A 26944-nucleotide genomic window follows, 5' to 3' on the forward strand; every position below is an offset into this window, starting at 1 on the left:
TCAGGTCAGCTATTTTAGCTGACATTAGTCCGACATATTGCGCCGTCAAGCGGGATTTGCGCCTTGACCCTGCCAGAGCCGCCCCCGAAACATGACGCAAAGCAGGGGGAGCGGCGCAGGAATGGTTCAGGGCTTTCCGCCAGCCTACAGGGGCATGGTCGTGGGGCTGCTTGGCGGGTCGTTCGACCCGGCCCACGAAGGCCATGTCCACCTGACGCGCGAGGCGATCAGGCGGATCGGGCTGGACCGGGTCTGGTGGCTGGTCAGCCCCGGCAACCCGCTCAAATCGCGCCAGCCCGCGCCGATGGCGGACCGGATCGCGCGGGCGCGCGCCATGCTGGGCGATGACCCGCGCGTCGTGGTCACCGACCTGGAGGCGCGTCTGGGCACCCGCGCCACTGTCGACACGTTGCGCAAATTGCAGGCGATCTATCCGGGTGTGCGCTTTGTCTGGATCATGGGGGCCGATAATCTTGTCCAATTTCACCGCTGGAGTCGCTGGCGCGAGATCCTCGCCCGGGTTCCTGTGGCAGTCATGGCGCGTCCGGGGGCCGGGCTTGCGGCGCGCCGTTCGGTCGCGGCGCGGGCTTACCGGCAATACGAGGTCGCGCGGGCCGAGGGTCTGGGGGAAAGGCACCCCCCTGCCTGGTGTTTTGTGAACATGCCGCTCAATGACGCCTCCTCCAGCGCCATCCGGGCGAATGGCGAGTGGCGGGGACGGAAAGGGAAATAGATGCTCAATATCGATCCGGCGATCTATGTCAGCCGCGAGGTCTTTCTGACGGAACGCGACAAGCTTTTCGCCACTTCCTGGCAGCTGCTGGGGCCGGTGTCCAAGCTGGCCGAGCGGCGGTCTTACCTTGCGACCGAGATTGCCGGGCTGAAGGTTTTCGCCGTGCGATCCAACGACGGGCAGCTGCGCGCCTTTCGCAATGTCTGCCGCCACCGCGGCGCGCGGCTTTTGCCCGAGGGCGAGGGCACTTGCGGCCCGATCCGCTGCCCCTATCACCAGTGGCAATTCTCCGACGCGGGGGAGTTGCTGAAAGCGCCATGGTATGGCGAATCCGCCGATTTCGACATGAAGGACTGGCCGCTGGAGCCGATTTCCATCGCCGAATGGCGCGGGCTGGTTTTCGTGGCGATCTCTCCCACGCGGAGCCTGCTGGAGCAGATGGGCGACACGGTGGCCGAACTCGCCGACGAACCGATCGAGACCTATGTCGCGATGCGGACCGAACGGATGGTGTTTGACGCCAACTGGAAGATCTACACCGACAATTTCGTCGAGGGCCTGCATATCCCCGGCATCCACCCGGCCTTTCACGCCGCCATCGACTTTGACGCCTTCCAGACCACCGCCCATGACGGGCTGGTACGGATGACGGCGCCGCCGAAGGATGGGCTCTGGTATCGCGGCAAGTGGCTGTGGATGTGGCCGAACTGGACGCTTTCGCTGTTCTCGGGCGGGATGAACACCAGCCGGATCAACCCTTTGGACGAAAACCGGACCGAGCTGATCTACAACTTCTACTTCGCCGACACCTCCGAAGCCGGGGCGGAAGAGCGCGCCCGCACCATCCACGGCACCCTGGGCGTCGTGCAGGAGGATTTCGAGGTCTGTGTCGAGACCCAGAAGAACTATGCCAGCGGCGCCTATCGGCCCGGCCCGCTGTCGCCCCGGCATGAACAGGGCGTGGCCTATTTCCAGCAGAAAGTTGCCGATGCCTTGGGAATGGCCGCGCCGGGCGGGATGTGACGCGATTGCTCCACGCGGGGCGAAGGGTGTAACTGGGCCGCAATGCGGCGGTTTCGTAAGGACCTCAGATGGCTTTGAACGAGTGGACACGGCGCGGGATGCTGGGCGGTCTGGCCTCGACCCTGGCGCTGCCGGCGCTGGCCAAGACGCAAAAGCCGCAGGCCCGGCCCGATGCGCAGACCGCCTCCAGCCCGATGCGGCCGGAAGATCTGGTCGCCGCCGCCCGGCTGACCGGGGTCAGCGGGTTTTGCGTGGCCGAGGTGGCGACGGGCCGCATCCTGGAAAGCTTTCACCCCGATGTCAGCGTGCCGCCGGCCAGCGTGGCGAAGACGATCACCTCGCTTTACGCGCTGGAGCAACTTGGGGCCGACCATGCCTTTGCGACGCGGATCCTGGCCAGTGGGCCGGTCAGCGGCGGAAGGCTGGACGGCGATCTGATCCTGGCCGGCGGCGGCGATCCGACGCTGGACACCGACAAGCTGGGCGACATGGCGGCGGCCTTGGCGCATCTGGGGCTGAAGCAGGTGACCGGGCGCTTTCTGGTCTATGCCGGCGCCTTGCCGACCGTCACCCGGATCACCGAGGAGCAGCCGGTGCAGGTCGGCTACAACCCCGGGCTTTGCGGCCTGTCGCTGAACTTCAACCGGGTCAATTTCGAATGGACCAAGGGCGGCGCCACCTATCAGATGAACGCGCGGGGCGAGCGTTTCGTGCCGGTGGTGCAGGGCATCGACATCGCCCTGGCTGACCGGGGCCTGCCGCTCTTCACCTATTCCGACCGCGCCACCAAGGGCGCCGTGGAAAGCTGGACCGTCTCGCAGGCGGCGCTGGCGCAGGCGGGCAGTCGTTGGCTGCCGGTCCGCCATGTCGCCCCCCATGTGGCCGAGGTTTTCGCGACCCTCTGCGCCGCGCAGGGCATCACGCTGGCCAAGGGCGAGATCATCCCCGCCCTGCCCGCCGGCACCCAGACCCTCCTGACCTGGCCCAGCGCCCGGCTGACCGACATCCTGCGCGACATGCTGAAATTCTCGACCAACGTCACCGCCGAGACGATGGGCCTTGCCGCCTCCGGCGCGGGGGATCTGCCGGGATCGGCGGCGCAGATGCAGGCCTGGGCGCAGGCCAATCTGGGCCTGTCGGCGCGGTTCGTCGACCACTCCGGGCTGGGGGCGGCTTCTCGCGTCACCCCGCAGGGCATGATGCAGGCGGTGATGGCGGGCGAGCGGCGGCCCTCGGGTCGCCCCCTGCGCGCGCTGTTGCGCGAGATCGGGATCAAGGGCCCCGATGGCAAGCCGGTCAAGGGCGGCGCGACACGGGTCTTCGCCAAAAGCGGCACGCTCAACTTCGTCTCGGGCCTCGTCGGCTTCATCGAGCCGCCTTCGGGGCGCGACCTCTGCTTTGCGATCTTCTCCGCCGACACGGCCCGGCGCGAGGCGGTGCCGGTGGCCGAACGCGAACAGCCGCCGGGCGAGAAGGCCTGGGTCGGTCGCGCCAAGGGCCTGCAGGGCAATCTCCTCAGCCGCTGGGCCGCGATGGTCTGACGGGGTCAGACCCGCAGATGCCGCACCCTTGCGCCCCATTCGATGGCGGCGGCATGGAGGCGGTCGATCGACAGCTCCTCGCGCACCTCCTCCAGCATCCGCAGCTCCACCTCGTGCAGCGTACCATCGGCCGAGGCCACGTCGCAGGCCAGCGCATAGGCCGTCTCGTTCAGCCGCTCCGGCAAGGCATCGCGGATCAGGCCGAAGAGGGCGGCCAAGCCATCCTCCTCCTCGAACAGGTCAAACACCGTCTGCGCCACGACCCGGATCCGGTCGTTGTCATAGCCGGCAAACACCGGCAGATGGTTGACGATGCGCTGGATCGCCACCAGTTCGGCCGTCCGCATATGCTCGTCCGAGGCCGAGACGGCGATCATCACGGCGATCAGGGCATCAGGCACCGAGAGCGAGGCGGGAGGGGCATCTTGCATCAGTCTTCCTTTCATAGGTTCCCTGACAATATTGACGCCAGACCGGGGCGGCAATAGAGGACGGGGGTTCGGGCGGCATGGATCCGCCCCGGCGGCATGGGGCCGCCTATGTGGCATGGGGCCACGAACTGGAGGATGCACCGATGAGCGCCTTGCGTGACGCCGCGATGAAGTCGAAAGCCTGGCCCTTCGAAGAGGCCCGCGCTTTGCTGAAACGCTACGAGCGCAAAGCGCCGGAAAAGGGCTATGTCCTGTTCGAGACCGGCTATGGCCCCTCGGGCCTGCCCCATATCGGCACTTTCGGCGAAGTGGCGCGCACCACGATGATCCGCCGGGCGTTCGAAGTGATCTCGGATATCCCGACCCGTCTGATCTGCTTCTCGGACGACGTGGACGGCATGCGCAAGGTTCCGGAGAATGTGCCGAACCAGGACATGCTGCGCCAGCACATGCAGCAGCCGCTGACCACCGTGCCCGACCCCTATGGCGAATACGACAGCTTCGGCGCCCATAACAACGCGATGCTGCGGCGCTTCCTCGACACCTTCGGCTTCCAGTACGACTTCATCTCGGCGACCGAGTTCTACAAGTCCGGCAAGTTCGACGACACTTTGCGGATGTGCGCCGAACGCTATGACGCGATCATGGCGATCATGCTGGCCTCCCTGCGCGAGGAGCGTCAGCAGACCTATTCCTGCTTCCTGCCGATCCACCCCGAAACCAAGCGCGTGCTTTATGTGCCGATGAAAGAGGTGAACGCCAAGGACGGCACCATCACCTTCGACGACGAGACCGGCCGCGAATGGACCCTGCCCGTCACCGGCGGCCACGTGAAGCTGCAATGGAAGCCCGACTTCGGCGCCCGCTGGGCGGCGCTTGGCGTGGATTTCGAGATGTATGGCAAGGACCATTCCACCAACACGCCGATCTATGACGGCATCTGCGAGGCTCTGGGCGGTCGCAAGCCCAACCACATGACTTATGAGCTCTTCCTCGACGAACAGGGCCAGAAGATCTCGAAATCCAAGGGCAATGGCCTGACGATCGACGAATGGCTGACCTATGCCGCGACCGAGAGCCTGTCCTATTTCATGTATCAAAAGCCGAAGACGGCCAAGCGCATGTGGTGGGATGTGATCCCGAAGGCGGTGGACGAATACCACCAGCAGCTGAAGGCCTATCCGACCCAGGACATCGACCAGCAGCTCAACAACCCGGTCTGGCACATCCACGGCGGCCAGGTGCCGCAAAGCCAGATGGTGGTGAGCTTTGCCATGCTCCTCAACCTCGCCTCGGTGGCGGGCGCCAAGGATGCCGCGGGCCTCTGGGGCTTCATCAACAAATACGCCCCCGACGCGAGCCCGGAAAAGAACCCCGATCTCGACGCCGCCGCAGGCTTCGCGCTGCGCTACTTCAACGACAAGATCGCGCCCAGCCGGACCTACCGCCTGCCCTCCGACAAGGAAAGCGCGGCCATCCTCGACCTGCGCGATCGCCTCGCCGCCTGGGACGGCCCCACCGATGACGAAAGCCTGCAGACCATCTGCTATGCCGTCGGCAAGGACCACGCCTTCGACCCGCTGCGCGACTGGTTCAAGGCGCTGTACGAGGTGCTGATGGGCGCCTCCGAAGGCCCGCGCTTCGGCGGCTTCATCGCCCTCTACGGCGTCCCCGAAACCATCGCCCTGATCGACCGCGCTCTCGCCGGCCAGCTCGCCGCCTGATCCTTTCATCGGTCCATAAATATCCCACGGGAGGGTCTGGGAGGGTGTGAAACCCTCCCAGCCGGGTCCGCCGAGCGCCCCCCGGCCCGGGCCAAGAGACCCGCCGGAAATATTTCACCGCCGCTGAAACCAACCCGCCAAACCCTGCGTATCCTTCTCATGGTCACCATGGGAGGTTTCGATGCTGCGTCCCCTTGCCCTCTGCGTCCTGCTCGCCTTGGCCGCCCCTCAGGTCCGGGCCCAAACCGACTCCGACCCGCAACCGCAGATCGAGGCCACGATCCAGGCCCAGATCGAGGCGATGCGCGCCGATGACTGGGCGCTGGCCTTCACCTTTGCCTCGCCCACCATCCACCAGATGTTCGGCACGCCGCAAAACTTCGGTCAGATGGTGCAGACCGGCTATCCGATGGTCTGGCACCCCGCCCAGGTCGAGATGATGAGCCTGCGCACCATCGGCGGCGCGCTTTGGCAGCGCGTCCGGGTCACCGACCAGCAGGGTCAGTCCTATCTGCTGGATTATCAGATGGTTAAAGGCCCGGATGGCTGGTTGATCAACGCGGTTCAGCTGCAAAAGGCCGGCGACCTCGGCGCATGATCCTTGCTTTTTGGCGGAAATCTGTCTCAGATCTGAGACAGATGCCATTCTGCGGAATCGACAGGTGAAATTCCTTCGGGCAAGAATAGTTCCCTGACGGCCCGGGATTTGAAACGGAATGCTTCCGTGAGAGGGGGCCGGATATAGGCAGACTGTAACCGGGAGGGGTTTCATGAAGCTAGCCGAGGAACGGCACATTGCGGCAGATCCGGCAACGGTCTGGGCTGCGGTGCTCGATGCAGAAGTTCTCAAACAATGTGTGCCGGGCTGTGAAAGCCTGACGGGCAACCCGACCGACGGGTTCGAGGCCGTGGTGGTGCAGAAGGTCGGTCCGGTCAAGGCGCGCTTCACCGGCGTCGTCACCCTGTCCGACATCGTCGAAGGCAAAAGCCTGCGCATCACCGGCGAAGGCAAGGGCGGCGTTGCGGGCTTTGCCAAGGGCGGTGCCTATGTGACGATGGAGCCCGAGGGCACCGGCACCAAGCTGACCTATGATGTCGATGCCTCGGTGGGCGGCAAGATCGCCCAGCTCGGCAGCCGCATCATCGACGGCTTTGCCAAGAATCTGGCGGAAGAATTCTTCAACCGCTTCCAGAACGCGATCGAGGCCCCGGCAGAGACTCCGGCAGAAGAGGCGGCATCGGGTCCGGCGCCGACCGAGGGCGATAGCGCACCGAAAAAAGGCTGGTTCCGCCGCCTCGTCGGTTGAACCTCACGACATTCCAGGGAGGAATCTATGACCAAAGTAACGATGACCGTGAACGGCAAGTCCGTCTCGGCCGAGACAGAGGGGCGGACCCTTCTGTCCGGTTTCCTGCGCGAGGGCCTTGGCCTGACCGGCACCCATATCGGCTGTGACACCTCGCAATGCGGCGCCTGCGTCGTGCATGTCGACGGGGTGGCCGTGAAAAGCTGCTCGGTCTTTGCGCAGGACGTGGCGGGCGCCAATGTCACCACGATCGAGGGCATGGCCAATGCGGATGGCTCGCTCAACGTGTTGCAACAGGCGTTCCAAGACCACCACGGGCTGCAGTGCGGCTTCTGCACCGCCGGCATGGTGATGTCCTCGGCCGCCCTGCTGGCCGACAATCCCAAGCCCTCGGAGGCTGAGATCCGCCACCACCTGGAAGGCAATATCTGCCGCTGCACCGGGTATCACAACATCGTCAAGGCCGTGATGGCTGCCTCCGGGCAGGACATCGCAGCCCTCGCAGCCGAATAAGGGGGGACGGATATGGCGAAAGATCATGGAATCGGCGCTGAGGTCAAACGGCGCGAGGACATCCGCTTCCTGACCGGGGCGGGGAATTACACGCATGACGTGAACGTGCATGGCCAGGCCTATGCGGTCTTTGTCCGCTCGAACACGGCGCATGCGCGGATCAAGTCGGTCGGCGTCTCGGCGGCCGAGGGCATGCCCGGCGTGCTGGCCGTCTTCACCGGCGAGGATTTCAAGGATGTCGGCGGCAACCCGGCCGGCTGGCTGATCAAGTCGCGCAATGGCGAGCCGATGCGCGAGCCCAAGCGCCCGGTTCTGGCCCATGGCAAGGTCCGCCACGTCGGCGACGCCTATGCCGCCGTCATCGCCGAGACCTATATGGAGGCGAAGGACGCCGCCCAGGCGCTCGCCGATGCTTCGGAGTTCGAGGAACTGCCGGCGATCGTCGACATGGCCCAGGCCCTGGCCGACAGCTCCAACCGCGTGCATGACGAGATCCCGGACAATGAATGCTTTGACTGGGGCTGGATCGAGGACAACCGCGCCAAGGTCGACGAGGCGATCAAGAACGCGCCGCATGTCACCACGCTGGAGCTGATCAACAACCGCCTGATCCCCAATGCGATGGAGCCGCGCGCCTCGATCGGCGAATACAATGCCGGCACCGGCGATTACAAGCTGACCACCACCAGCCAGAACCCCCACCTGACCCGGCTTCTGGTCGCGGCCTTCGTGATGGGGATTCCGGAGAACAAGCTGCAGGTCGTGGCCCCCGACGTGGGCGGCGGCTTCGGCTCCAAGATCTATCACTACGGCGAAGAAGCCTTGGTGCTGGCCGCAGCCAAGAAGCTGAAAAAGCCGGTGAAATGGGTCGCCGAACGTTCCGAAAGCTTCCTGTCGGATGCGCATGGCCGTGACCATGTGACCAAGATCGAACTCGCCTGCGAAAAGGACGGCACCTTCATCGCCTTCCGCACCGCGACCATGGCGAATGTCGGCGCCTACCTGTCGAACTTCTCGACCGCGACGCCGACCTTCCTGCATGGCACGCTGATGGCCGGGCCCTACAAGGTGCCGAATGTCTATGTGAACGTGAAGACCGTCTTCACCAACACCGCCCCGGTCGATGCCTATCGCGGCGCCGGTCGCCCCGAGGCGACCTATAGTCTGGAACGCGTGATCGACGTGATGTGCCGCGAGCTGGGGCTTGACCCCTACGAGGTGCGGCGCAAGAACTTCATCACCACCGACATGTTCCCCTACACAACCCCGGTCGGCCTGCCCTATGACGTGGGCAATTACCACGCCACTTTGGACAAGGCGATTGAACTCGGCGATGTCGCGGGCTTTGAAGCGCGTCGTCAGGCTTCTGCCGCCAAGGGCAAGCTGCGCGGGCTTGGGCTTTCGACCTGGATCGAGGCTTGCGGCATCGCGCCCTCGCATCTGGTCGGCATCCTCGGCTCTCGCGTCGGGCTTTATGACGCGGCGACGGTGCGGGTGAACCCGACCGGCAACGTCTCGGTCATGGTCGGCGCGCACAGCCACGGCCAAAGCCACGAGACGGTCTTCGCGCAGATCGTGGGGGCCATGTTCGGCATCCCGGAATCCTCGGTCGATATCGTCCATGGCGATACGTCGAAAATTCCGTTCGGGATGGGGTCTTATGGCTCGCGTTCTCTGGCGGTCTGCGGGCAGGCCATGGCCAATGCCTGTGACAAGGTGATCGCCAAGGGCAAGAAGATCGCGGCGCACATGCTGGAAGCGACCGAGGCCGAGATCGTCTTCTCGGACGGGGTCTTTGCCGTCTCGGGCACCAACCGCTCCAAGACCTTCGGCGAGATCGCCTTCTCGGCCTATGTGCCGCACAACTACCCGCTCGCCACGCTGGAGCCGGGGCTGGAGGAGACGGCCTTCTACGACCCGGCCAACTTCACCTATCCCGCGGGCGCTTACCTCTGCGAGGTCGAGGTGGACGAGGGCACCGGCAAGGTGGATGTCCTGTCCTTCACCTGCGCCGATGACTTCGGCAATGTGATGAACCCGATGGTGGTGCGCGGCCAGGTCCAGGGCGGCGTGGCGCAGGGCATCGGTCAGGCCCTGCTGGAACATGGGGTCTATGACGAAAACGGCCAGCTTCTGACCGGCAGCTACATGGATTACACCATGCCGCGCGCCGACGACATTCCCTTCGTGCTGGTCGACCATTCCTGCATCACGCCCTGCAGCCACAATGCGCTTGGCGTGAAGGGCTGCGGCGAGGCCGGGGCCATCGGTTCGCCACCTGCCGTGGTCAATGCGGTGATCGACGCCTTGAACCGGGCTGGCAAACCTGTCCGCCACATCGACATGCCCCTGACGCCCGCGCGCGTCTGGTCGGCAATGAACGCCTGAGGGAGGGAAAGATGCATAACTTTGAGTTCGTGAAGCCTTCCAGCGTGGCCGAAGCGGTTGCGGCCCTGTCCGCCGAGGGGGCGCAGGCCCTGTCGGGCGGGCAGACCCTGACCCCGACGATGAAGCAGCGTCTGGCGACGCCGGAGATCCTGGTCTCCTTGACCGGGATCGCCGAGATGAAGGGCGTGAAGCAGAACGGCAACGTGCTGTGGGTCGGGGCAGCGACGCCCCATGCCGTGGTGGCACGCGAGGCGGCGAGGGTCTTCCCGGCGCTGGCCAAGCTTGCCGGCGGGATCGGCGACCCGGCGGTGCGCAACCGTGGCACCATCGGCGGTTCGATCGCCAACAATGATCCGGCGGCCTGCTATCCTTCGGCGGTGCTAGGATCGGGGGCGACCGTGATCACCAGCAAGCGGCGGATTGCGGCGGATGACTACTTCACCGGCATGTTCTCGACCGCGCTTGACGAGGGCGAGATCGTGACGGCGGTGGAATTCCCGATCCCGAAACGCGGCGCCTATGCCAAGTTCGACCAACCGGCGAGCCGCTTTGCCCTGACCGGGGCCTTCGTGACCCAAGCCGCCGATGGCTCGGTGCGGGTGGCGATCACCGGGGCATCGAACAACGGGGTCTTCCGCTGGACCGCGGCGGAAGCCGCGCTGAAGGCCAACTACTCCGCCGCGGCTTTGGCGGGGTTGGTGGTCGATTCGACCGACATGATCAGCGACCTGCACGGCTCGGCCGCCTATCGGGCCAATCTGGTCAAGGTGATGACCGGGCGGGCGGTGTCCGCGTCCTAAGCGACGGCAAGCAGGGGGTTTCACACCCCCCGCACCCAAGACAGAAGCAGGGGGTTTCACACCCCCTGCACCCCCGTGGGATATTTATGGACCAATGAAGGGGTCAGAGGGTTTTCGTAAAGGTGATCGAGGTCGGTGCGGTGAAACCGGCATGGGTGCTGCGGCCGGTTTCGCTGAAGCCGAGGCGCTGGAACGTGGCGTGGTTTTCGGTGAGTTCGACCCTGGTTTGCAGGGTCAGGGCGGGAAGACCCAGCGCGCGGGCGCGGGTCTCGGCCCAGGTGACGAGGGCGCGGCCAAGGCCCCTGCCCTGCAGCGCGGGATCGACCGCGAGTTTCCCCAGATAGAGGCTGCCCGGCTTTGGCGTCAGGATCATGCAAGCCTGCGGCGGGCTGCCTATGACCCAGATTTCCGAGGTGAGGGCCGTGGCGGCGAGGCTTTCCGGCGTAAGGTCGCGGGCCGAGGAGGGCGGGTTGATCCGCCCCTCCATCCCGGCGAAGGCGCGCAGGATCAGGGCGTGGAGCGCCGCCCAGTCATAGGGCGCCTCAGCGCGGCAGATCGTCGGCAAGATGCACCCAGGGCAGGCTTTCATGCGCGTGGTAATGGCGCTTGGGGGTGAAGAGCGAGGGGTCGTTCAGGCTGGCCGCGTAGAAATGCGTCTCGCCCGGGAAGCGGCTTGCGCGGTAGGTCATCGGGCTGCCGCAGCGCGCGCAGAAATCGCGCCACACCCCGGGGCTGGAGTTGTAGGTCGCAGGCACCTGCTCGGTCCAGCGCCAATGGCCATCGGCCATCCCGAAGAACGAGGCGAAGCCCGAGGAGGTCGCCCGACGGCAGCTTTCGCAGTGGCAATGGCCCTGCCACAGCGGCTGGGCATCGCATTCAAAGCGCACCGCGCCGCAGAGACAACGGCCGCCGAAGGGAAGGGTGAATTCGGTCATGTCCCCAGATTGCTGCCCTGCAGCGCAAGGGTCAAGTCACAAGATCTTGGGGATAAACTGCCGGCGGCGGACAGGGACGGGGCCATCCGGTTGACTTGGCCCCCCTGCGGCGTGACATTCGCGGGAATCGAAAGGATGCCCCTTGCGCCTGACCCGGCTGCGCCTCAACGGCTTCAAAAGCTTTGTCGATCCCACCGATCTGATGATCATGGAGGGGCTGACCGGTGTTGTCGGCCCGAACGGCTGCGGCAAGTCCAACCTTCTGGAGGCCTTGCGCTGGGTCATGGGCGAAAACCGCGCCTCGGCCATGCGCGGCGGCGGGATGGAGGACGTGATCTTCAACGGCTCCGGCGGGCGCGGGGCGCGGCATTTCGCCGAAGTGTCGCTGGTCATCGACAATGCCGACCGGCTGGCGCCCTCGGGGTTCAACGATTCGGACACGATCGAGGTGGTGCGGCGAATCACGCGGGATGCAGGCTCTGCCTACAAGGCCAATGCCAAGGATGTCCGCGCCCGCGATGTGCAGATGCTGTTTGCCGATGCCTCGACCGGCTCGCATTCGCCCGCCTTGGTGCGGCAGGGTCAGATCACCGAACTGATCAACGCCAAGCCCAAGGCGCGGCGCCGGATTCTGGAGGAGGCGGCGGGGATCTCGGGCCTTTATCAGCGCCGGCACGAGGCGGAACTACGGCTTTCGGCGGCGGAGCAGAACCTCCTTCGCGTCGATGACGTGCTGGAAGGGCTGGCACAGCAGCTGTCCACCCTGACGCGGCAAGCCCGGCAGGCGGCGCGCTACCGCGAGATCGGGGTGGAGCTGCGCCGCGCCGAGGGGATGCTTCTGTTCCGGCGCTGGCGCGAGGCCGAGGTGGCGCGCGCCGAGGCGGAGTTTGGCCTGCGCCAGCGGCTTTCGGCGGCCGCTCAGGCCGAACTGGCCGCCCTTGCGGCGGGCAAGGCGCGCGAGGCGGCGGAAAGCGCCCTCCCCGCGCTGCGCGAGGAAGAGGCGGTGGCCGTGGCGATCCTGCAGCGCCTGACGCTGCAGCGCGACGCCTTGGGCAATGAGGAGACCCGTGCCAAGACCCTGATCGAAACCCTGAAATCGCGCCTGCAGCAGATGGCGCGGGACGGCGAGCGTGAACAGGGCCTGAACCGCGATGCCGGCGAGATGATCGAACGGCTGGAATGGGAGGTCGACCAGCTGCTGCGCGCCGCGGATGGCCAGGACGAAAGGCTGGCCGAGGCCGCCGAACTGGCCCGCGCCGCCGCCGCCGAACTGGGCACCCGCGAGGGCGACCTGTCGCAGGCCACCGAGGACGCCGCCCGCCTCGCCGCCCGCCACCAATCCGCCGAACGTCTGGCCGCCGACAACCGCCGGATGCTGGAACGCGCCCGGACCGAGGAGGCCCGCGCCGCCCAGGCCGTCACCGAGGCGGGCGAGACGGTCGAAACCGCTCTGGCCCAGCAGGAGGCGGCCATCGAGGCGCAGGAGGCGGCGCTCGCCATGGCCGAGGCCGCCGAAGAGGCGCTGATCGCCGCCGAGGAAGCCCGCGCCGCCACCCAAAGCCGCGAAGCCGATGCCCGTGCCGTCCGCTCTGCCGCCGAGGGCGAGGCCAACGCGCTGCGCGCCGAGGTTGCGGCCCTGGCCCGGATGGTGCAGCGCGAGGCGCAGGCCGGGACGCAACTGCTGGACCAGCTGCAGGTCGATCCCGGCTATGAGGCGGCGCTCGGGGCCGCCATGGCCGACGATCTGCGCGCGCCCGAGGTGACGGGCGAGGCGCGCTCCGGCTGGGTGCAGATGGAGGCTTTCGCCCCCGCGCAACCGCTTCCCGAGGGCTGCACGCCGCTGGCCGCCCATGTCGGCGCACCGCAGGTGCTGGCGCGGCGTCTGTCGCAGATCGGTCTTGTGGCTGCGCAGGACGGGCCGCGCGTGCAGAGGCTGCTGCGCCCCGGCCAAAGGGTGGTCAGCCTGGAGGGCGATCTCTGGCGTTGGGACGGGTTCCGCGCGGCTTCCGAAGATGCGCCCTCGGCGGCGGCGGCGCGGTTGCGCCAGCTGAACCGGCTGGTGCAGCTGAAACGCGATCTGGAAGAGGTGGCGGCCAAGGCCGAGGGCGCAGCACAGGCGCATGACGCGCTGCATGCGCGGCTGGCCGACCTGTCGCGCGCCGACCAGATGGCCCGCGATGCCCGCCGCGCCGCCGACCAGCGGGTGACCGAGGCGAACCGCGCCGCCTCGCGCGCCGAGGGGGAAAGGTCGATCGCCGAGGGTCGGCTGGAACAGGCCGAGGCCGCCGTGGCGCGCTACCGCGACGAGGCGGCTTCCGCCCGCGAAAGGCTGGAGGAGGCCGAAGCGGGGCTGGAGGAACTGGGTGACCTCGCCGCCGCCCGTGCGCTGGTCGATGACACCAGGCTGGCCGTCGAGGGCGCCCGCATCGCGATGATGACCCGCCGTGCCGGGCATGACGAATTGCGCCGCGAGGGCGAGGCGCGGATCAAGCGGCGGCAGGAGGCGACCAAGGAGCTTTCGGGCTGGAAACACCGGCTGGACACTGCGGGCAAGCGGATGGCCGAACTGACCGAACGCCGGACCGCGACCGAAGAGGAACTGGCCGAGGCGCTGGAACTGCCCGAAGAACTCGCCGCCAAGCGCGAAGACCTTTCGGAAGCGATGGACGCAGCCGAGGCGCGGCGTCAGGCGGCGGCCGATGCCTTGGCCGCAGGCGAAGCCGCGCTGCGCCAGGCGCAAGGCAGCGAGCGTGAGACCGAACGCGCCGCAGGTGAAGCGCGCGAGGCCCGCGCCCGGGCCGAGGCGCGGCTGGATGCAGCGCGTGAGGCCGCCAGCCTTGCCGCCGCGCGGATCGAGGAGGAGGCCGGGGCGACTCCGGACCAACTCCTCTCCACCCTGCAGACCGATCCCGACCGCATGCCCGACGCCGAGGCGCTGGAGGCCGATGTCGCCCGCCTGAAACGCCAGCGCGAGGCTCTGGGCGCGGTCAACCTGCGGGCGGAGGAAGATGCCAAGACGGTCGCAGGCGAACATGACGCGCTGGCGGCCGAGAAGATCGACCTTGAAGAGGCGATCAAGAAACTGCGCGCCGGGATCGCCGGGCTGAACCGCGAGGGGCGCGAAAGGCTGCTGACCGCCTTTGAACAGGTCAACGCCAATTTCGCCACGCTCTTCACCCACCTTTTCGGCGGCGGCGAGGCGCGACTGGTCATGGTGGAAAGCGATGATCCGCTGGAGGCCGGCCTTGAAATCATGTGCCAGCCGCCGGGCAAGCGGCTGTCCACCCTGTCGCTGCTGTCAGGCGGCGAACAGACGCTGACGGCGCTGGCGCTGATCTTCGGCGTCTTCCTCGCCAATCCGGCGCCGATCTGCGTGCTGGACGAGGTCGATGCGCCGCTCGACGACGCCAATGTCACGCGCTTCTGCGACCTGATGGACGAGATGCGGCGCCGGACCGAGACGCGTTTCCTGGTCATCACCCACCACGCCGTGACGATGAGCCGGATGGACCGGTTGTTTGGCGTGACCATGGCCGAACAGGGGGTCAGCCAGCTGGTCAGCGTCGATCTGAAACGGGCCGAGGCTTTGGTGGCCTGAGGCGGGGCTTGGCCCCTGTCAGGCCTTGGTGCCCAAGGCCAGCGTATGCTCGCGCAGCCAGGCGAGGAAGCCGCGCGGGTTGCCCTTCCACTTTTCCAGCTCGGACGCCGGGATCGGCTCGCCCACGATCGGGCGCTGCGGCTTGAAGAGGGCGCGCTTGATTTCGTAAAGCAACAGGCCCTGGCGCAGGGTCGCGGCCAGCTTGTTGGCGATCTGATAGGCGCGGGAGTTCTGGCCGGTGAAGTGGATCGGCACGATGGTCGCCCCCGACTTCATGATCATCTTGTGGGTAAAGACGTTCCACTCCGCCTCGATCGCGGGGCCGAACCAGGTTTCCGAACAGGCCACCCGGCCGGCCGGGAACAGGATCACCAGCCCGTTGTTGGCCAGATGCGCCATGGTCAGTTCCCGCATCTGCAGGCCCAGCTCGCGCGAGTTTTCCTCGTGCGGGAAAGGCACCGGAATCATGAATTCCTCGATCTCGGGGATGCCGGTGAGCAGGCTGCGCGTCAGGATCCGGAAATCGGACCGCACGCGGCTCACCAGTTCGGCCATGATCATGCCGTCGACCAGCCCATGCGGATGGTTGGCCACCACGACCACCGGCCCCGTCGCCGGGATGCGGGCGATCTCTTCCGGCGGGGTATCGATGCGGATGCCCATGTGGCGGACGGCCTTGCTCCAGAAGGTCACGCCGACCGGGGCGCCCGACTTCTCGAAGCTGCGGATCATCTGCAGAAGCTTGACCTTGGCCGTCATCCACTCCAGCGCGCGGATGGTGTAGACCTTGAACGGGTTGGTGAAGGTACCGGCGTAGGACAGACGTCGCATGTCATACTTGCGCCCCACCCCGCGTTCGGGGCCGGCCACCGGCGGTGCCATGCTCTTGCTATCCTGAATCTGCGTCACGAAGCCTTAGCCTTCCCCTGCAAGGCGCTCAGCGGTCTTCGCCAAAGCGGTCAGCCACCAGAGACTGCAAGGCTGCGGCAAGCGCCTCGGCCTGAGGTCCACTGGTTTCCACCTCAATAGTAGTTCCGCGCGAGGCTGCCAACATCAAAAGCCCCATGATGCTGTCGCCCGACACGGACATGCCGTCGCGGGTCACCTGGGCCTGGGCGTCGAACTCCTCCACGACCTCGACGAACTTGGCAGACGCCCGGGCGTGGAGCCCCTTTTCGTTGATGATCTTGAGGATCATTTGCCCCATTAACTTACGCGCCCCCGCCCAGATCCAGGCTGTTGATGTATTTTCGCCCGGCATCCAGGGCCGCAGCCACAGCGTCATTCACCGACAAGGCGCGCGACTTTGCAAGCTTGATCAGCATCGGCAGATTTGCGCCGTAGATGATCCGCCGTTCCGGCCCCGAGGTGCAGGCCAGCAGGGACAGGTTCGACGGCGAGCCGCCAAACATGTCGGTGACCACGACGACTCCGCCGCCCTGATCCACCGCATTGGCGGCGGCGCAGATCTCGGCCTGCTTCTTTGCGCGATCGCAGTCATCCTCGATCGAGATGGCCTGCATATCCGGCTGTTTGCCCACGACATGTTCGACGGCCGAGAGATACTCTCGCGCCAGACCACCATGCGCTACGATGACGACTCCGATCACCCGCGACCTACCCCTGTTTCGCCACTGATCCCGTCAGGCGTCGGGGAGGTTCCCCGCCGCTCCAGTTCCCGATGACGTTTTGACACCTGCCAGCCGGCATCTGCAAGCACTTTGGCCAATTTTTCTGCAACTGCAACCGACCGGTGTTGCCCCCCGGTACAGCCGAACCCGATGGCCAGATGGGCCTTACCCTCCTGCAGTTGCGCAGGCAGGATCAAAAGCACGATTTCCTGCAACCTCTGGAAGAATTCGGCGAAAAGCGGGTCGGTTTCGATATGTTGGGCCACCGCGGCATCACGCCCGTCCAACTCGCGCAGGGCCGGCACCCAATAGGGATTCGTCAGGAATCGGCAGTCGAACACCATGTCGACGCCGCGCGGCAGACCGCGCTTGTAGCTGAAGCTCTGCACCGACAACGCCAGACGCGCCTGCTGGCCCTGACCGAACCAATGGTCGATCTCGGCCTTGAGGTCGTGCGGCGACAGTTCCGACGTGTCGATCAGATGATCGGCGCGCACCCGGATCGGGGCCAGCAGGTCAATCTCGCGCTCGATCCCCTCGGCGGGGGTGGCAGCCTCGGTCAGGGGGTGGCGGCGGCGGGTCTGGCTGAAGCGGCGCACCAGAACCGCGGGCGAGCAGTCGAGATAAAGAACCTCGAGCGTCACCAAGGGGTCGCGCGTCAGCGTGTCGATCAGCTCGATCACTGTGGTGGCGCTGAAATCGCGGTTGCGCACGTCGAGGCCGAGGGCGATCGGGCGGCCCAGCGGCGGGCCGTCCAAGAGCCGCGGGATCAGCGACAGCGGCAGGTTGTCGATCGCCTCGTAGCCCAGATCTTCCAGCGCGTGGAACGCAGTCGAACGGCCGGCCCCGGAAGGCCCGGTGACCAGAACGAAGTGATGCGCAAGGGAGGTGTCGGTCGGTTCGGTCATGCTTTGCGGCTTGGGCGCGGGAAAGGGGAAGCGGGATCAGGCGTGGCGCGCACCTTTGAGATAGCACAACACCGAAGCATGAAAATGGAGATCCGTTCCCTTCAGTACAAGGGGAAGTTGCACGCCAAGCAGGGTGGCGTGGCGTCGCGGCGGCAAACGGTCGGTTTCGGGCTGGGACAGATCGACGACGAGGGTGATTTCGGCCTGGTTCAGAAAGGGCGCCTGCAGGATCCCGACACCGCGCGCCTCGATCAGGCCGGCGAGGGGAGCGGGGGAGCGGGCCAGAAGCCGGGCTTGCGTGGGGGAATCATCGGAGACTTCGGGTGATACGCTGATTTCCACCCGATCATCGGCCACCAGATCGGCGCCGAGGGCCATCAGCTGCAAGGCGAGGGCGGATTTTCCGGCGCCGGAGGGTCCCAGAATCAGCAGACCACGCCCGTCCACCGCCACGCAGCTGGCGTGGATCACCTCGGGCCCGGCGCCGGTCACCGGGGGGGTCACACCGGCAGACCGACGACGAACCGCGCGCCCAGAGGTTCGGAGGTGACATCGGCCTGAGTCGGGCGGATATTCTCCGCCCAGATCACCCCGCCATGCGCCTCGATGATCTGCTTGGAGATCGCAAGGCCAAGGCCCGAGTGATTGCCGAAATCCGCCTTGGGGCGTTCTGAATAGAAGCGCTTGAAGATCTTGGTCAGCGCCTGTTCGGGGATGCCGGGGCCGGTATCCTCGATCACGACGAGGACGCGGTTTTCCTTGCGCCGCGCCCAGACCCGCACCGCATCGCCGCTTTCGCAGAACGAGATCGCATTGGTGATCAGGTTGACGAAAACCTGCGCCAGCCGCGCCTCAAGCCCGTTGATCCGGATCGGCTCATGCGGGAAATCGGTGATGAATTCGACACCCTTCTCGCCCGCCTGCTGGCCGAGGTATTCGGTCAGGTTCGACAGGGTTTTCAGAAGGTTGAACTCTTCTTCCTCTTCCTTGACCAGTTCGCTGTCGAGCCGGGAGGCGTTGGAGATGTCGCTGACCAGCCGGTCAAGACGGCGCACGTCATGTTCGATCACGTCGAGGAGCTTTTCGCGGTGCTCCTCTTTCCGAACCATGCGCAGCGACCCCACGGCGGAGCGGAGCGAGGCGAGGGGGTTCTTGATCTCATGGCTGACGTCGGCGGCGAATTGTTCGTTGGCGTCGATCCGGTCGTAAAGCGCCGTCACCATGCCGCGCATCGCAATCGACAGACGGCCGATCTCGTCCGGGCGGGCGGAAAGATCGGGAATCCGGACCCGGCCCGGCGACATGGCGCGCGAATCACGGTCGCGGCCGATTTCGGCGGCGGCGGCGAGGTCGGACAGGGGGTTGGCGATGGTCGAGGCCAGAACCAGCGACAGGCCGATCGAAACCAGAAGTGCGATGACGAACATCTGCAGGATCTGCTCACGCTCGTTGCGCACCAGGCTGTCGATCTCACCCTCGGCCGAGGTCAGGCCGACCACGCCCAGAACGACGCCGTTGCGCACCACCGGGGTTGCGACCGAGAATTGCGCGCCACCTTCAGGCCCCTGCCCGGTGTTGTGCGGCGTCTCGCCGCCCAGCGCGGCGGGAAACAGGTTGCGGGCCATCGCCTCGCCCGAGACCTTTTCGCGGCTGGCTGGATTGCCGCTGAGCAGGCCCGAGATGCCATCCCAGATCAGGTTCAGAAAATCGGTGATGATGGTCGAGCGCCCGCCCGACGCACCCGGCGCCTGCGGCGCGCCGACCGAGCGTGCCAGAAGATTCCCCGTTGCATCAAAGAGATAGACCTCTACCCCCGGCCCGATCGTGGCATCGCTGAGCCGGTGCGACAGCACATTGCTGTCGGCAGCCTGCACGGTGCCATCGGCAGGCAGGCCGGCCTCGATCACATTGGCGATCAGCCGGGCCTCATTCTCCAGCCCGCGCTCGCGCTGGACGACAAGGCTGTCGCGGAACGGATTCATGAAGAGGACGCCCGCGACCAGAATCACCAGCGCCATCAGGTTGAACACGATGATCTTGCGCGCCAGCGGCGAGTGGTTCAGCGACACCAGCCCACGCCGCTTGCGGCCATCGCGCAAGGAGGCCTCGACCATGTCCTGGGGCGACACCCAGTCTTCGCCCAAAAGCAGCTCTCCGGGTCGATCGCCCGACTTCGGATCACGTTTCTGTGCCATGCTGATTTGGGGAAAAGCGGTCATTCTTCGTTGTAACGATAGCCGATGCCATAAAGCGTTTCGATGGCCGAGAAGGTGTCGTCAACGCTGCGCATTTTCTTGCGCAAGCGCTTGATATGGCTGTCGATCGTGCGGTCGTCGACATAGACCTGATCGTCATAGGCCACATCCATCAGCTGGTCGCGGCTTTTAACGAACCCGGGGCGCTGCGCCAGGGCCTGAAGCAGCATGAACTCGGTCACGGTCAGCGACACATCCAGCCCCTTCCAGGACACCGAATGGCGCAGGGGGTCCATCCGCAGATTGCCCCGCTCCATGATCTTGTTTTCTTCGGTCACGGCCACTTCGCCGGTCTGGATCGCGTCCTGACGGCGCAAAAGCGCGCGGATGCGTTCGACCAGAAGGCGCTGGCTGAAGGGTTTCTTGACGTAATCGTCGGCGCCCATCCGCAGGCCGAGCACTTCGTCGATCTCGTCATCCTTGGAGGTGAGGAAGATCACCGGCATCTGGGTCTTGGTCCGCAACCGCTGCAGAAGATCCATGCCGTCCATCCGGGGCATCTTGATGTCCAGCACCGCCATGTCGGGCATGCGCCGGTTGAACGCATCCAGCGCCGACTGGCCGTCATTGAACGTTTCGACCTCGAACCCCTCGGCTTCCAGAGTCATCGAAACGGACGTCAGGATGTTCCTGTCGTCGTCCACAAGGGCGATCCTTGCCATGTTGGGCTATCCTATTCTGCTCGGTTTGCCTTATTTTCCACATGATCTGTTTTCCTCCCCCGGGAATCAACCACTAACTGCGAATCACCGGGGGTCCGGGACTCCATCAGGGTCTAAATTCCCAAAGGAATGACTAATATGTCGCAGCAACAGGCAGGGGCCCGCTTTGGTTGCGCTAACCTGGCACTGATTGCGCTAACGAAGGAAATCAGCACTTTTGCCCTTATAAATCTGCATGTTATAGGCATTTGAGAGAAGACCCAGGTCCCGGGTCTTTTCTGGCGGCTGCTGGCCCGGCCGTCTTTGGTTTAAATCTGGGGAAGCCGCATCTTGCGGCGGAGGAGCTTGCAGAATGACGAATGGGCGCGTGAACCCGGCCATGCGGCTGGACGATCAGGGCATCACCGGTCTTGGAAATGTCTATTACAACCTGATCGAGCCTGCGCTGGTCGAAGCGGCTGTCACCCGCGGCGAGGGCAAGCTTGGCCTTGGCGGCACCTTCCTGTGCGAAACCGGGCAATTCACCGGCCGATCGCCCAAGGACAAGCACATCGTGCGCACGCCCTCGGTGGAAAATGCCATCTGGTGGGAAAACAACGCCGCGATGGCGCCGGATGCCTTTGATCGGCTTTACGCCGACATGCTGACCCACATGCAGGGCCGCGACTATTTCGTGCAGGATCTTTACGCCGGGGCCGACCCGATCCACCGCGTGGATCTGCGGATGGTGACCGAGCTCGCCTGGCACGGCCTGTTCATCCGCCACCTGCTGCGCCGCCCGGCGCGGGCCGAGCTGGACACTTTCCAGCCCGACTGGACCGTGATCAACTGCCCCTCGTTCAAGGCCGATCCGGTGCGCCACGGCTGCCGGACCGACACCGTGATCGCGATGAACTTCGACAAGAAGCTGATCCTGATCGCCAATACCGCCTATGCGGGCGAAAACAAGAAGTCGGTCTTCACGCTGTTGAACTACCTTCTGCCCGAAAAGGGCGTGATGGCGATGCACTGCTCGGCCAACCACGCCATCGGCAACCCGGTCGATACCGCCGTGTTCTTCGGCCTGTCGGGCACCGGCAAGACCACGCTGTCGGCCGACCCCTCGCGCATCCTGATCGGCGATGACGAACACGGCTGGTCGGACCGCGGCACCTTCAACTTCGAAGGCGGCTGCTATGCCAAGACCATCAACCTTTCGCCCGAGGCCGAGCCGGAGATCTATGCCACCACGCACCGCTTTGCGACCGTGATCGAGAACATGGTCTACGACCCGGAGACGCTGGAGCTGGACTTCGCCGACGACAGCAAGACCGCGAACATCCGCTGCGCCTATCCCTTGGACTATATCTCCAACGCTTCGGCCACCGGGCTTGGCGGCCATCCGCGCAATGTGGTGATGCTGACCTGCGACGCTTACGGTGTGCTGCCGCCGATCGCGCGGCTGACCCCGGCGCAGGCGATGTACCACTTCCTGTCGGGCTTCACCTCGAAGGTCGCGGGGACCGAGCGTGGCGTGACCGAGCCGCAGCCGACCTTCTCCACCTGCTTCGGCGCCCCCTTCATGCCGCGCCGGCCCGAGGTTTACGGCAAGCTGTTGCAGGCCAAGATCGCGAAACAGGGTGCCTCGTGCTGGCTGGTCAACACCGGCTGGACCGGCGGGGCCTATGGCACCGGCTCGCGCATGCCGATCAAGGCCACCCGCGCTTTGCTGGCGGCGGCGTTGGATGGTTCGCTGGCCAATGCCACCTTCCGCAAGGACCCGAACTTCGGCTTCGACGTGCCGGTTTCGGTGCCGGGCGTCGATGACAATCTCTTGGACCCGCGCCGCACCTGGGCCTCGGGCGAGCAATATGATGCGCAGGCCAAGAAGCTGGCCGGCATGTTCGCCGCCAACTTCGCGCAATACCTGCCCTTCATCGACGATGAAGTGAAGGCCGCCGCGATCTGAGCGATCAGTGAAACAAAGCCTGACGGGCCAGGTTGAGGCCCGTCAGCACCAGAAGAACCTGGGTCCAGCGCCGGAAGCGTGACCGGTCCAGCCGGTCCTGCACGAAATTCCCCGCCATCTGCCCCATTTGCGCCGGGATGATCAGCGCGGCGGAAAAGGCCGCACTTTGCGCGTTCAGCACTCCGGTGTGCAGATGCGCCAGAACCAGCACGAAAGCCCCGATCAGGAAAACCACGCCCTGGACCCGCACCGTCTCGCGCTTGTCGGCGCCGATGGACAGAAGGTAGACCAGCAAGGGCGGCCCCCAGATCCCCGACACCCCGCCATAAAGCCCGCCGATGGCCCCCAGCACCCATTCGGCCCGGGTGCGATGCTCCAGCCTTATCGCGAGGTTCTTGCCCGCCAGTTGCAGCAGGGCGAAGGCGGTGATCGGCACGCCCAGCAGGAGCAGGAACACCCGCTGCGGAATGGCATGGACGAAGCCGGAGGAGACCAGGATGAAGATCACCGTCGCGGCCAGGATCCGCCAGTAGCTGCGCGACGTCTCCAGCGCCGGGGTCACGCCCTGGCGCAGGGCCTGGGTCAGGTTGGTGACGAAAGTTGGCAGGATCAGCCCGGCCAGCGCCACATCCGGCGGCAGGAAGGACGAGAAGGACGCCATCATGATCGTCGGCATGGCAAATCCCACCGCGCCCTTCACAAATCCGGCAAGGAGCGTGATCGCCATGGCGGCCCAGAAGGCCGCAACACTCAGATGATCCATGAAGAAATCCATTGGTCCCCCCTCTGCCCCTCCTCGTATCAAAGCCATGGGGAAAGGGAAGCGCTTGCGGCCCTGCCCCATCCATGCTGCGATGGCATTGAAAGCGGAGGCTGACATGTGGCGCGGTGCGATCCTGACGGGGTTTCTTCTGTTGGCCGGGGCGGCCGGGGCGCAGGTGGCCGCACCCGAACATTCCGCCGATATCGCCGGCGTCGAGGCAGTGATCATCTGCTCGCCCGCCAACACCCACCGCGAGCCCGCGCCAGGCACCGAGGCCGGCTATATCCAGGTGCCGGACGAGGCGATCACGGTCACCCGCAAGGGCCAGCTGGTGCCGGATGCCCTGGGCATGGCCTTTGGCGTCGCCGCCGTCAGCTTGCGCGACATAGCGCCGGTCAAGATGCTGGTGTTCCGCCCCGGCCGCGCGCAGCCGGAAACCTACCTCGCCAATTTCCCCGCAGGGCTCGAGACGACCGAGTTCTTTTCGTTCGACATCGAAAGCGAACGCCAGCCCGGCATCTGGACCTTCGAGGCCTGGGACGGGGAAACCCGACTGTACCGTGTGAGTTTTGAGGTGGTTCCGCAGGAATCCGCCCCCGGGATCGTGGCGGATTGTCAGGCGGCGACCTCCTGACGGCAAAATCCCCCGCAAAATCCTCTGCAAAATCCTCTGCGACATAATAGTTCACTTGGTGATGGCAGAGTGAATTATTATTGCGCTGCGCTTGCAAAGTGGCTATGGATCTCGCAACTGCAGAATCTGCGAGGACCCCATGCCCCACGATGGACAAGACCTGCCCGCAACGCCGCTCCTGCCTGGGCTTTTGCCGCTGACCGGCCCGGCCTTGGCCGAAATCTCGGCCCATCTGGCCAAAGCCCGCGCCGCCTTGGCCGCTCTGGTCACCTCGGGCGGCAAGGTCTCGTCCCAGGCGCTGGAGGCGGATCAATACGCGGCCCACGGCCTGGCCTGGCTTGCGACCTATGTCCAAGCCCTGAAGCAGCTGGCCGCCTGGGGCGGCGCCCTGACCGAAGCCGGCAAGTTCGGCGAGACCGAGGCGCTGATCCTGCAACTGGGCTTTGGCGAATATCTGGCGCAAATCGCCGGCGGCATCGCGATGAGCCAGAACGAGGTGGCCCGCGCCGCTGACCTCGGGATTGCCCCCTATCAGCCCGGCCCCGAGGCCCAGGCCCTGATCGCCGGCGCCAATGACAAGGCCCGGATGCGGCTCGTCGCCCTGATGCGGGCGCAGGACGGTGTGGCGACCTTCGGCGCCTCTGGGCTGGAGGACGAGCTGGAGATGATCCGCGACCAGTTCCGCCGCTTTTCGGACGAGGAGGTCATCCCCTTTGCCCATCAATGGCACCTGAAGGACGAGCTGATCCCGATGGAGATCATCGGCAAGCTGGCTGAAATGGGCGTCTTCGGCCTGACCCTGCCCGAGGAATTCGGCGGCTTCGGCCTGCCCAAGGCGGCGATGGTCGTCGTCTCGGAAGAACTGTCGCGTGGGTATATCGGCGTGGGTTCCCTAGGCACCCGCAGCGAGATTGCCGCCGAACTGATCCTCTGCGGCGGCACGCCCGCGCAAAAGGCCGAATGGCTGCCCAAGATCGCCAGCGCGGAAATCCTGCCGACCGCCGTCTTCACTGAACCCAACACCGGGTCGGACCTCGGCTCCTTGCGCACCCGCGCGGTCAAGGTCGGTGACGACTGGCAGATCACCGGCAACAAGACCTGGATCACCCATGCCGCCCGCGCCCATGTGATGATGCTTCTGGCCCGCAGCGAGGCCGAGACGACGGATTACCGCGGCCTGAGCCTGTTCCTCGCCGAAAAGACGCCCGGCACCGAGGCCGATCCCTTCCCCACGCCGGGCATGACCGGGGGCGAGATCAAGGTGCTGGGCTACCGCGGCATGAAGGAATACGAACTGGCCTTCGACGGTTTCGCGGTCAAGGGGGCGAACCTTCTGGGCGGGGTGACCGGGCAAGGCTTCAAGCAGCTGATGCAGACCTTTGAATCCGCTCGCATCCAGACCGCCGCCCGCGCGATTGGTGTCGCGCAATCCGCGCTGGAAACCGCGATGCGCTATGCGACCGAGCGGGTGCAGTTTGGCAAGCCGCTGATCGAGTTTCCCCGGGTGGCGGCGAAGCTTGCGATGATGGCGGTCGAAATCGCGATCTCGCGTCAGATCACCTACCACGCCGCCCGCGAAAAGGACGAGGGCAAGCGTTGCGACCTCGAGGCCGGGATGGCCAAGCTGCTGGCCGCCCGCGTGGCCTGGGCCGCCGCCGACAACGGCTTGCAGATCCATGGCGGCAACGGCTTTGCGCAGGAATATGTGGCAAGCCGGTTGCTCTGCGATGCGCGCATCCTGTCGATCTTTGAAGGCGCTGCCGAGATCCAGGCTCAGGTCATCGCACGCAGGCTGCTGGACTGAGGCCCAAGGCCGCGCTAGCTCTGCCCCAACAGGGGAGACGGCGATGGGGGTTCAGCGGCTGGTGGTGGTGACGGGTGTCTCTGGCTTTATCGCCAAGCACATCGCCTTGCGCTTCCTGCAAGCAGGCTGGGCGGTGCGCGGCACCCTGCGCAGTCCGGCGCGTGCCGGCGAGGTGCGCGACGCGCTGGCCCCGCATTTGACCGCGCCGGCGCTGGCGCGGCTGTCCTTTGCCGAGGCTGACCTGACGGCGGATGCCGGTTGGGCCGCGGCGATGGTGGGGGCGGATCTGTTGATCCACACCGCCTCTCCCTTCCCGATGCGGCAGCCGAGGGATCCGGCTGATCTGGTGCGCCCGGCAGTCGAGGGCACCCTGCGCGCCTTGCGGGCCGCCCAGGGCGCGGGGATCGGGCGGGCCATCGTCACCTCCTCCACCGTGGCGGTGATCAACACCAACCGCCCCGGCGTTCAGGATGAGGCCGACTGGTGCGATCTGCAGGCGCCGGCGACCACGGCCTATGCGATGTCGAAGACCCTGGCCGAACGCGCCGTCTGGGACTTCGTGGCCAGGGAGGCGCCGGGGATGCTGGTGACCTGCATCAACCCGGGCCTCGTGCTGGGGCCGCCGCTCGATGCGCGGTTCGGCACCTCGCTGGCGCTGGTGGAGCGCGTCTTCAAGGGGCGCGACCCGATGCTGCCCCTGATCAGCATGCCTTGCGTCGATGTGCGCGACGTGGCCGAGATGCACCTGCGCGCCGCCCAGCGCCCCGAGACGGCGGGGCGGCGCTACATCGCCGCGGCGGGGTCGATGACCTTGCCGGACATGGGGCTGGTGCTGAAAACCACCTTCCCGCAGCGCCGGATCCCGACGCGGGTGGCGCCTTTGGCCCTGCTGAAACTGCTGGCCTTCTTTGACCCTTCCTTGCGAAGCATTCTGCCCTCGGTCGGCAAGATCCATGACGTGTCCAACGCCCGGGCCCAGCGCGAGATGGGGATGCGGTTCATCGAACCCTCCGACGCTTTGCGCGCCAGCGCGGAGTGGCTGGCCGCGCATCAGGCTGTCTGACCGGTCGCCCCTGGCCGGGGCGGGAGGGCTGTCTGCCCTCCCGTGCCCACCCGAGAGTATTTGGGCAGAGGGCAAATGGGGGGGCCGGGGGGTCAGGAGGGGAGGAATTGCGCGGGGATCGCGTCGGTGCCGTCCAGCACCAGATCGCAGATGAGGCGGGCGGTTTCGGCGGCGGTCCCGAAGCCGATCTTGAAGCCACCGTTGGCGATGAAATGGCCGGGGCGACCGGGCCAGGGGCCAAGGAGCGGGCCGCGGCTGAGGGCGCGAGGGCGCAGGCCGGCCC

General features: G+C 66.0%; 25 protein-coding genes and 1 pseudogene. 14 read left to right on the top strand and 12 right to left on the bottom strand.

Going from position 1 to position 26944, the window contains the following annotated elements; translation table 11 throughout:
• Window positions 1-121 precede the first annotated feature (121 nt).
• The 3 genes from AC1DVR_RS21305 (at window position 122) to dacB (ending at window position 3297) form a co-directional block, all read left to right on the top strand.
• Window positions 122-733: a nicotinate-nucleotide adenylyltransferase gene (locus AC1DVR_RS21305; RefSeq protein WP_478002631.1), complete on the top strand. Its 612-nt coding sequence runs from the start codon at window positions 122-124 to the stop codon at window positions 731-733.
• Complete coding sequence (locus AC1DVR_RS21310) at window positions 734-1756, top strand: aromatic ring-hydroxylating oxygenase subunit alpha (protein WP_478002632.1); 1023 nt, start codon at window positions 734-736, stop codon at window positions 1754-1756.
• A gap of 68 nt (window positions 1757-1824) precedes the next feature.
• Window positions 1825-3297 (top strand): D-alanyl-D-alanine carboxypeptidase/D-alanyl-D-alanine endopeptidase, encoded by a 1473-nt coding sequence (gene dacB / locus AC1DVR_RS21315; protein WP_478002633.1) that lies wholly within the window; start codon window positions 1825-1827, stop codon window positions 3295-3297.
• A 5-nt stretch (window positions 3298-3302) separates the two neighbouring features.
• On the opposite strand, the gene AC1DVR_RS21320 is transcribed toward dacB, so the two are convergent.
• Complete coding sequence (locus tag AC1DVR_RS21320) at window positions 3303-3728, bottom strand: tellurite resistance TerB family protein (RefSeq protein ID WP_478002634.1); 426 nt, start codon at window positions 3726-3728, stop codon at window positions 3303-3305.
• 143 nt (window positions 3729-3871) lie between these two features.
• Between AC1DVR_RS21320 and AC1DVR_RS21325 the strand changes: the two genes are divergently transcribed.
• From AC1DVR_RS21325 to AC1DVR_RS21350, 6 genes are all read left to right on the top strand, one after another.
• Window positions 3872-5452, top strand: coding sequence for a lysine--tRNA ligase (locus AC1DVR_RS21325; protein WP_478002635.1), 1581 nt, complete (start codon window positions 3872-3874; stop codon window positions 5450-5452).
• Window positions 5453-5633: 181 nt separating this feature from the next.
• On the top strand, window positions 5634-6050 hold the full coding sequence (locus AC1DVR_RS21330) for a DUF4864 domain-containing protein (RefSeq protein ID WP_478002636.1): 417 nt from the start codon (window positions 5634-5636) through the stop codon (window positions 6048-6050).
• Between the two features lie 172 nt (window positions 6051-6222).
• The gene (locus AC1DVR_RS21335) at window positions 6223-6759 is read left to right on the top strand and encodes a CoxG family protein (RefSeq protein ID WP_478002637.1); all 537 of its coding nucleotides are present in this window, start codon (window positions 6223-6225) and stop codon (window positions 6757-6759) included.
• 27 nt (window positions 6760-6786) lie between these two features.
• Window positions 6787-7272 (top strand): (2Fe-2S)-binding protein, encoded by a 486-nt coding sequence (locus AC1DVR_RS21340; protein ID WP_478002638.1) that lies wholly within the window; start codon window positions 6787-6789, stop codon window positions 7270-7272.
• Window positions 7273-7284: 12 nt separating this feature from the next.
• Entirely contained in the window at window positions 7285-9660 is a 2376-nt protein-coding gene (locus AC1DVR_RS21345) for a xanthine dehydrogenase family protein molybdopterin-binding subunit (RefSeq protein ID WP_478002639.1), read from the top strand.
• Window positions 9661-9671: 11 nt separating this feature from the next.
• Window positions 9672-10460, top strand: a complete 789-nt coding sequence (locus AC1DVR_RS21350; RefSeq protein WP_478002640.1) for an FAD binding domain-containing protein — start codon at window positions 9672-9674, stop codon at window positions 10458-10460.
• A 103-nt stretch (window positions 10461-10563) separates the two neighbouring features.
• On the opposite strand, the gene AC1DVR_RS21355 is transcribed toward AC1DVR_RS21350, so the two are convergent.
• Together AC1DVR_RS21355 and AC1DVR_RS21360 are read right to left on the bottom strand one after the other, a co-directional pair.
• Complete coding sequence (locus tag AC1DVR_RS21355) at window positions 10564-11025, bottom strand: GNAT family N-acetyltransferase (RefSeq protein WP_478002641.1); 462 nt, start codon at window positions 11023-11025, stop codon at window positions 10564-10566.
• Window positions 11003-11395, bottom strand: a complete 393-nt coding sequence (locus AC1DVR_RS21360) for a GFA family protein (protein ID WP_478002642.1) — start codon at window positions 11393-11395, stop codon at window positions 11003-11005. The genes AC1DVR_RS21355 and AC1DVR_RS21360 overlap by 23 nt, the downstream gene beginning before the upstream one ends.
• 142 nt (window positions 11396-11537) lie before the next feature.
• Here AC1DVR_RS21360 and smc point away from each other — a divergent pair, with 142 nt between their 5' ends.
• Window positions 11538-14993, top strand: a complete 3456-nt coding sequence (gene smc, locus AC1DVR_RS21365; RefSeq protein WP_478002643.1) for a chromosome segregation protein SMC — start codon at window positions 11538-11540, stop codon at window positions 14991-14993.
• A gap of 18 nt (window positions 14994-15011) precedes the next feature.
• Here smc and AC1DVR_RS21370 read toward each other — a convergent pair whose 3' ends face one another.
• From AC1DVR_RS21370 to AC1DVR_RS21400, 7 genes are read right to left on the bottom strand one after another with little or no spacing between them, the layout of a single operon-like run.
• Window positions 15012-15875, bottom strand: a complete 864-nt coding sequence (locus tag AC1DVR_RS21370) for a lysophospholipid acyltransferase family protein (RefSeq protein ID WP_478002644.1) — start codon at window positions 15873-15875, stop codon at window positions 15012-15014.
• A 55-nt stretch (window positions 15876-15930) separates the two neighbouring features.
• On the bottom strand, window positions 15931-16200 hold the full coding sequence (locus AC1DVR_RS21375) for an HPr family phosphocarrier protein (protein WP_478002645.1): 270 nt from the start codon (window positions 16198-16200) through the stop codon (window positions 15931-15933).
• A gap of 4 nt (window positions 16201-16204) precedes the next feature.
• Window positions 16205-16603: a PTS sugar transporter subunit IIA gene (locus tag AC1DVR_RS21380; RefSeq protein ID WP_478002646.1), complete on the bottom strand. Its 399-nt coding sequence runs from the start codon at window positions 16601-16603 to the stop codon at window positions 16205-16207.
• Window positions 16600-17532 carry an RNase adapter RapZ gene (rapZ, locus tag AC1DVR_RS21385; protein ID WP_478002647.1) on the bottom strand — a complete coding sequence of 311 codons (933 nt, stop codon included), beginning with the start codon at window positions 17530-17532 and terminating at the stop codon, window positions 16600-16602. The genes AC1DVR_RS21380 and rapZ overlap by 4 nt, the downstream gene beginning before the upstream one ends.
• 36 nt (window positions 17533-17568) lie before the next feature.
• On the bottom strand, window positions 17569-18024 hold the full coding sequence (locus AC1DVR_RS21390) for an HPr kinase/phosphorylase (protein ID WP_478002655.1): 456 nt from the start codon (window positions 18022-18024) through the stop codon (window positions 17569-17571).
• An 8-nt stretch (window positions 18025-18032) separates the two neighbouring features.
• Entirely contained in the window at window positions 18033-19727 is a 1695-nt protein-coding gene (locus tag AC1DVR_RS21395) for a sensor N-terminal transmembrane domain-containing protein (protein ID WP_478002648.1), read from the bottom strand.
• A gap of 20 nt (window positions 19728-19747) precedes the next feature.
• Complete coding sequence (locus AC1DVR_RS21400) at window positions 19748-20449, bottom strand: response regulator transcription factor (RefSeq protein WP_478002649.1); 702 nt, start codon at window positions 20447-20449, stop codon at window positions 19748-19750.
• 352 nt (window positions 20450-20801) lie between these two features.
• On the opposite strand from AC1DVR_RS21400, the gene AC1DVR_RS21405 reads away from it, so the two are divergent.
• Window positions 20802-22397 (top strand): phosphoenolpyruvate carboxykinase, encoded by a 1596-nt coding sequence (locus tag AC1DVR_RS21405; protein WP_478002650.1) that lies wholly within the window; start codon window positions 20802-20804, stop codon window positions 22395-22397.
• Window positions 22398-22401: 4 nt separating this feature from the next.
• Here AC1DVR_RS21405 and AC1DVR_RS21410 read toward each other — a convergent pair whose 3' ends face one another.
• A complete protein-coding gene (locus AC1DVR_RS21410; RefSeq protein WP_478002651.1) occupies window positions 22402-23172 on the bottom strand; it encodes a sulfite exporter TauE/SafE family protein in 771 nt (256 codons plus the stop codon).
• A 103-nt stretch (window positions 23173-23275) separates the two neighbouring features.
• On the opposite strand from AC1DVR_RS21410, the gene AC1DVR_RS21415 reads away from it, so the two are divergent.
• The 3 genes from AC1DVR_RS21415 to AC1DVR_RS21425 all read left to right on the top strand — a co-directional run bounded on the left by AC1DVR_RS21415 (window position 23276) and on the right by AC1DVR_RS21425 (window position 26661).
• Window positions 23276-23794, top strand: coding sequence for a hypothetical protein (locus tag AC1DVR_RS21415; protein WP_478002652.1), 519 nt, complete (start codon window positions 23276-23278; stop codon window positions 23792-23794).
• 139 nt (window positions 23795-23933) lie between these two features.
• Entirely contained in the window at window positions 23934-25598 is a 1665-nt protein-coding gene (locus tag AC1DVR_RS21420) for an acyl-CoA dehydrogenase family protein (protein WP_478002653.1), read from the top strand.
• A 43-nt stretch (window positions 25599-25641) separates the two neighbouring features.
• Window positions 25642-26661: an NAD-dependent epimerase/dehydratase family protein gene (locus tag AC1DVR_RS21425; RefSeq protein WP_478002654.1), complete on the top strand. Its 1020-nt coding sequence runs from the start codon at window positions 25642-25644 to the stop codon at window positions 26659-26661.
• Window positions 26662-26753: 92 nt separating this feature from the next.
• Here AC1DVR_RS21425 and AC1DVR_RS21430 read toward each other — a convergent pair.
• Window positions 26754-26944: pseudogene (locus tag AC1DVR_RS21430) on the bottom strand (FAD-dependent oxidoreductase); the annotation flags it as partial.

It is taken from the genome of Rhodobacter sp. P2_H5 (assembly GCF_056403335.1).

Bases quoted from the DNA above. Each gene is read 5' to 3' on its own strand.
- AC1DVR_RS21395 (WP_478002648.1), bottom strand. From the start codon at position 19,727: ATGGCACAGAAACGTGATCCGAAGTCGGGCGATCGACCCGGAGAGCTG.
- AC1DVR_RS21330 (WP_478002636.1), top strand. From the start codon at position 5,634: ATGCTGCGTCCCCTTGCCCTCTGCGTCCTGCTCGCCTTGGCCGCCCCT.
- AC1DVR_RS21360 (WP_478002642.1), bottom strand. From the start codon at position 11,395: ATGACCGAATTCACCCTTCCCTTCGGCGGCCGTTGTCTCTGCGGCGCG.
- rapZ (WP_478002647.1), bottom strand. From the start codon at position 17,532: ATGACCGAACCGACCGACACCTCCCTTGCGCATCACTTCGTTCTGGTC.
- AC1DVR_RS21375 (WP_478002645.1), bottom strand. From the start codon at position 16,200: ATGGGGCAAATGATCCTCAAGATCATCAACGAAAAGGGGCTCCACGCC.
- AC1DVR_RS21325 (WP_478002635.1), top strand. From the start codon at position 3,872: ATGAGCGCCTTGCGTGACGCCGCGATGAAGTCGAAAGCCTGGCCCTTC.
- AC1DVR_RS21320 (WP_478002634.1), bottom strand. From the start codon at position 3,728: ATGCAAGATGCCCCTCCCGCCTCGCTCTCGGTGCCTGATGCCCTGATC.
- AC1DVR_RS21350 (WP_478002640.1), top strand. From the start codon at position 9,672: ATGCATAACTTTGAGTTCGTGAAGCCTTCCAGCGTGGCCGAAGCGGTT.
- AC1DVR_RS21425 (WP_478002654.1), top strand. From the start codon at position 25,642: ATGGGGGTTCAGCGGCTGGTGGTGGTGACGGGTGTCTCTGGCTTTATC.
- AC1DVR_RS21415 (WP_478002652.1), top strand. From the start codon at position 23,276: ATGTGGCGCGGTGCGATCCTGACGGGGTTTCTTCTGTTGGCCGGGGCG.
- dacB (WP_478002633.1), top strand. From the start codon at position 1,825: ATGGCTTTGAACGAGTGGACACGGCGCGGGATGCTGGGCGGTCTGGCC.
- AC1DVR_RS21405 (WP_478002650.1), top strand. From the start codon at position 20,802: ATGACGAATGGGCGCGTGAACCCGGCCATGCGGCTGGACGATCAGGGC.
- AC1DVR_RS21370 (WP_478002644.1), bottom strand. From the start codon at position 15,875: ATGGCACCGCCGGTGGCCGGCCCCGAACGCGGGGTGGGGCGCAAGTAT.
- AC1DVR_RS21345 (WP_478002639.1), top strand. From the start codon at position 7,285: ATGGCGAAAGATCATGGAATCGGCGCTGAGGTCAAACGGCGCGAGGAC.
- AC1DVR_RS21310 (WP_478002632.1), top strand. From the start codon at position 734: ATGCTCAATATCGATCCGGCGATCTATGTCAGCCGCGAGGTCTTTCTG.
- AC1DVR_RS21420 (WP_478002653.1), top strand. From the start codon at position 23,934: ATGCCCCACGATGGACAAGACCTGCCCGCAACGCCGCTCCTGCCTGGG.
- AC1DVR_RS21400 (WP_478002649.1), bottom strand. From the start codon at position 20,449: ATGGCAAGGATCGCCCTTGTGGACGACGACAGGAACATCCTGACGTCC.
- AC1DVR_RS21340 (WP_478002638.1), top strand. From the start codon at position 6,787: ATGACCAAAGTAACGATGACCGTGAACGGCAAGTCCGTCTCGGCCGAG.
- AC1DVR_RS21305 (WP_478002631.1), top strand. From the start codon at position 122: ATGGTTCAGGGCTTTCCGCCAGCCTACAGGGGCATGGTCGTGGGGCTG.
- AC1DVR_RS21410 (WP_478002651.1), bottom strand. From the start codon at position 23,172: ATGGATTTCTTCATGGATCATCTGAGTGTTGCGGCCTTCTGGGCCGCC.
- AC1DVR_RS21335 (WP_478002637.1), top strand. From the start codon at position 6,223: ATGAAGCTAGCCGAGGAACGGCACATTGCGGCAGATCCGGCAACGGTC.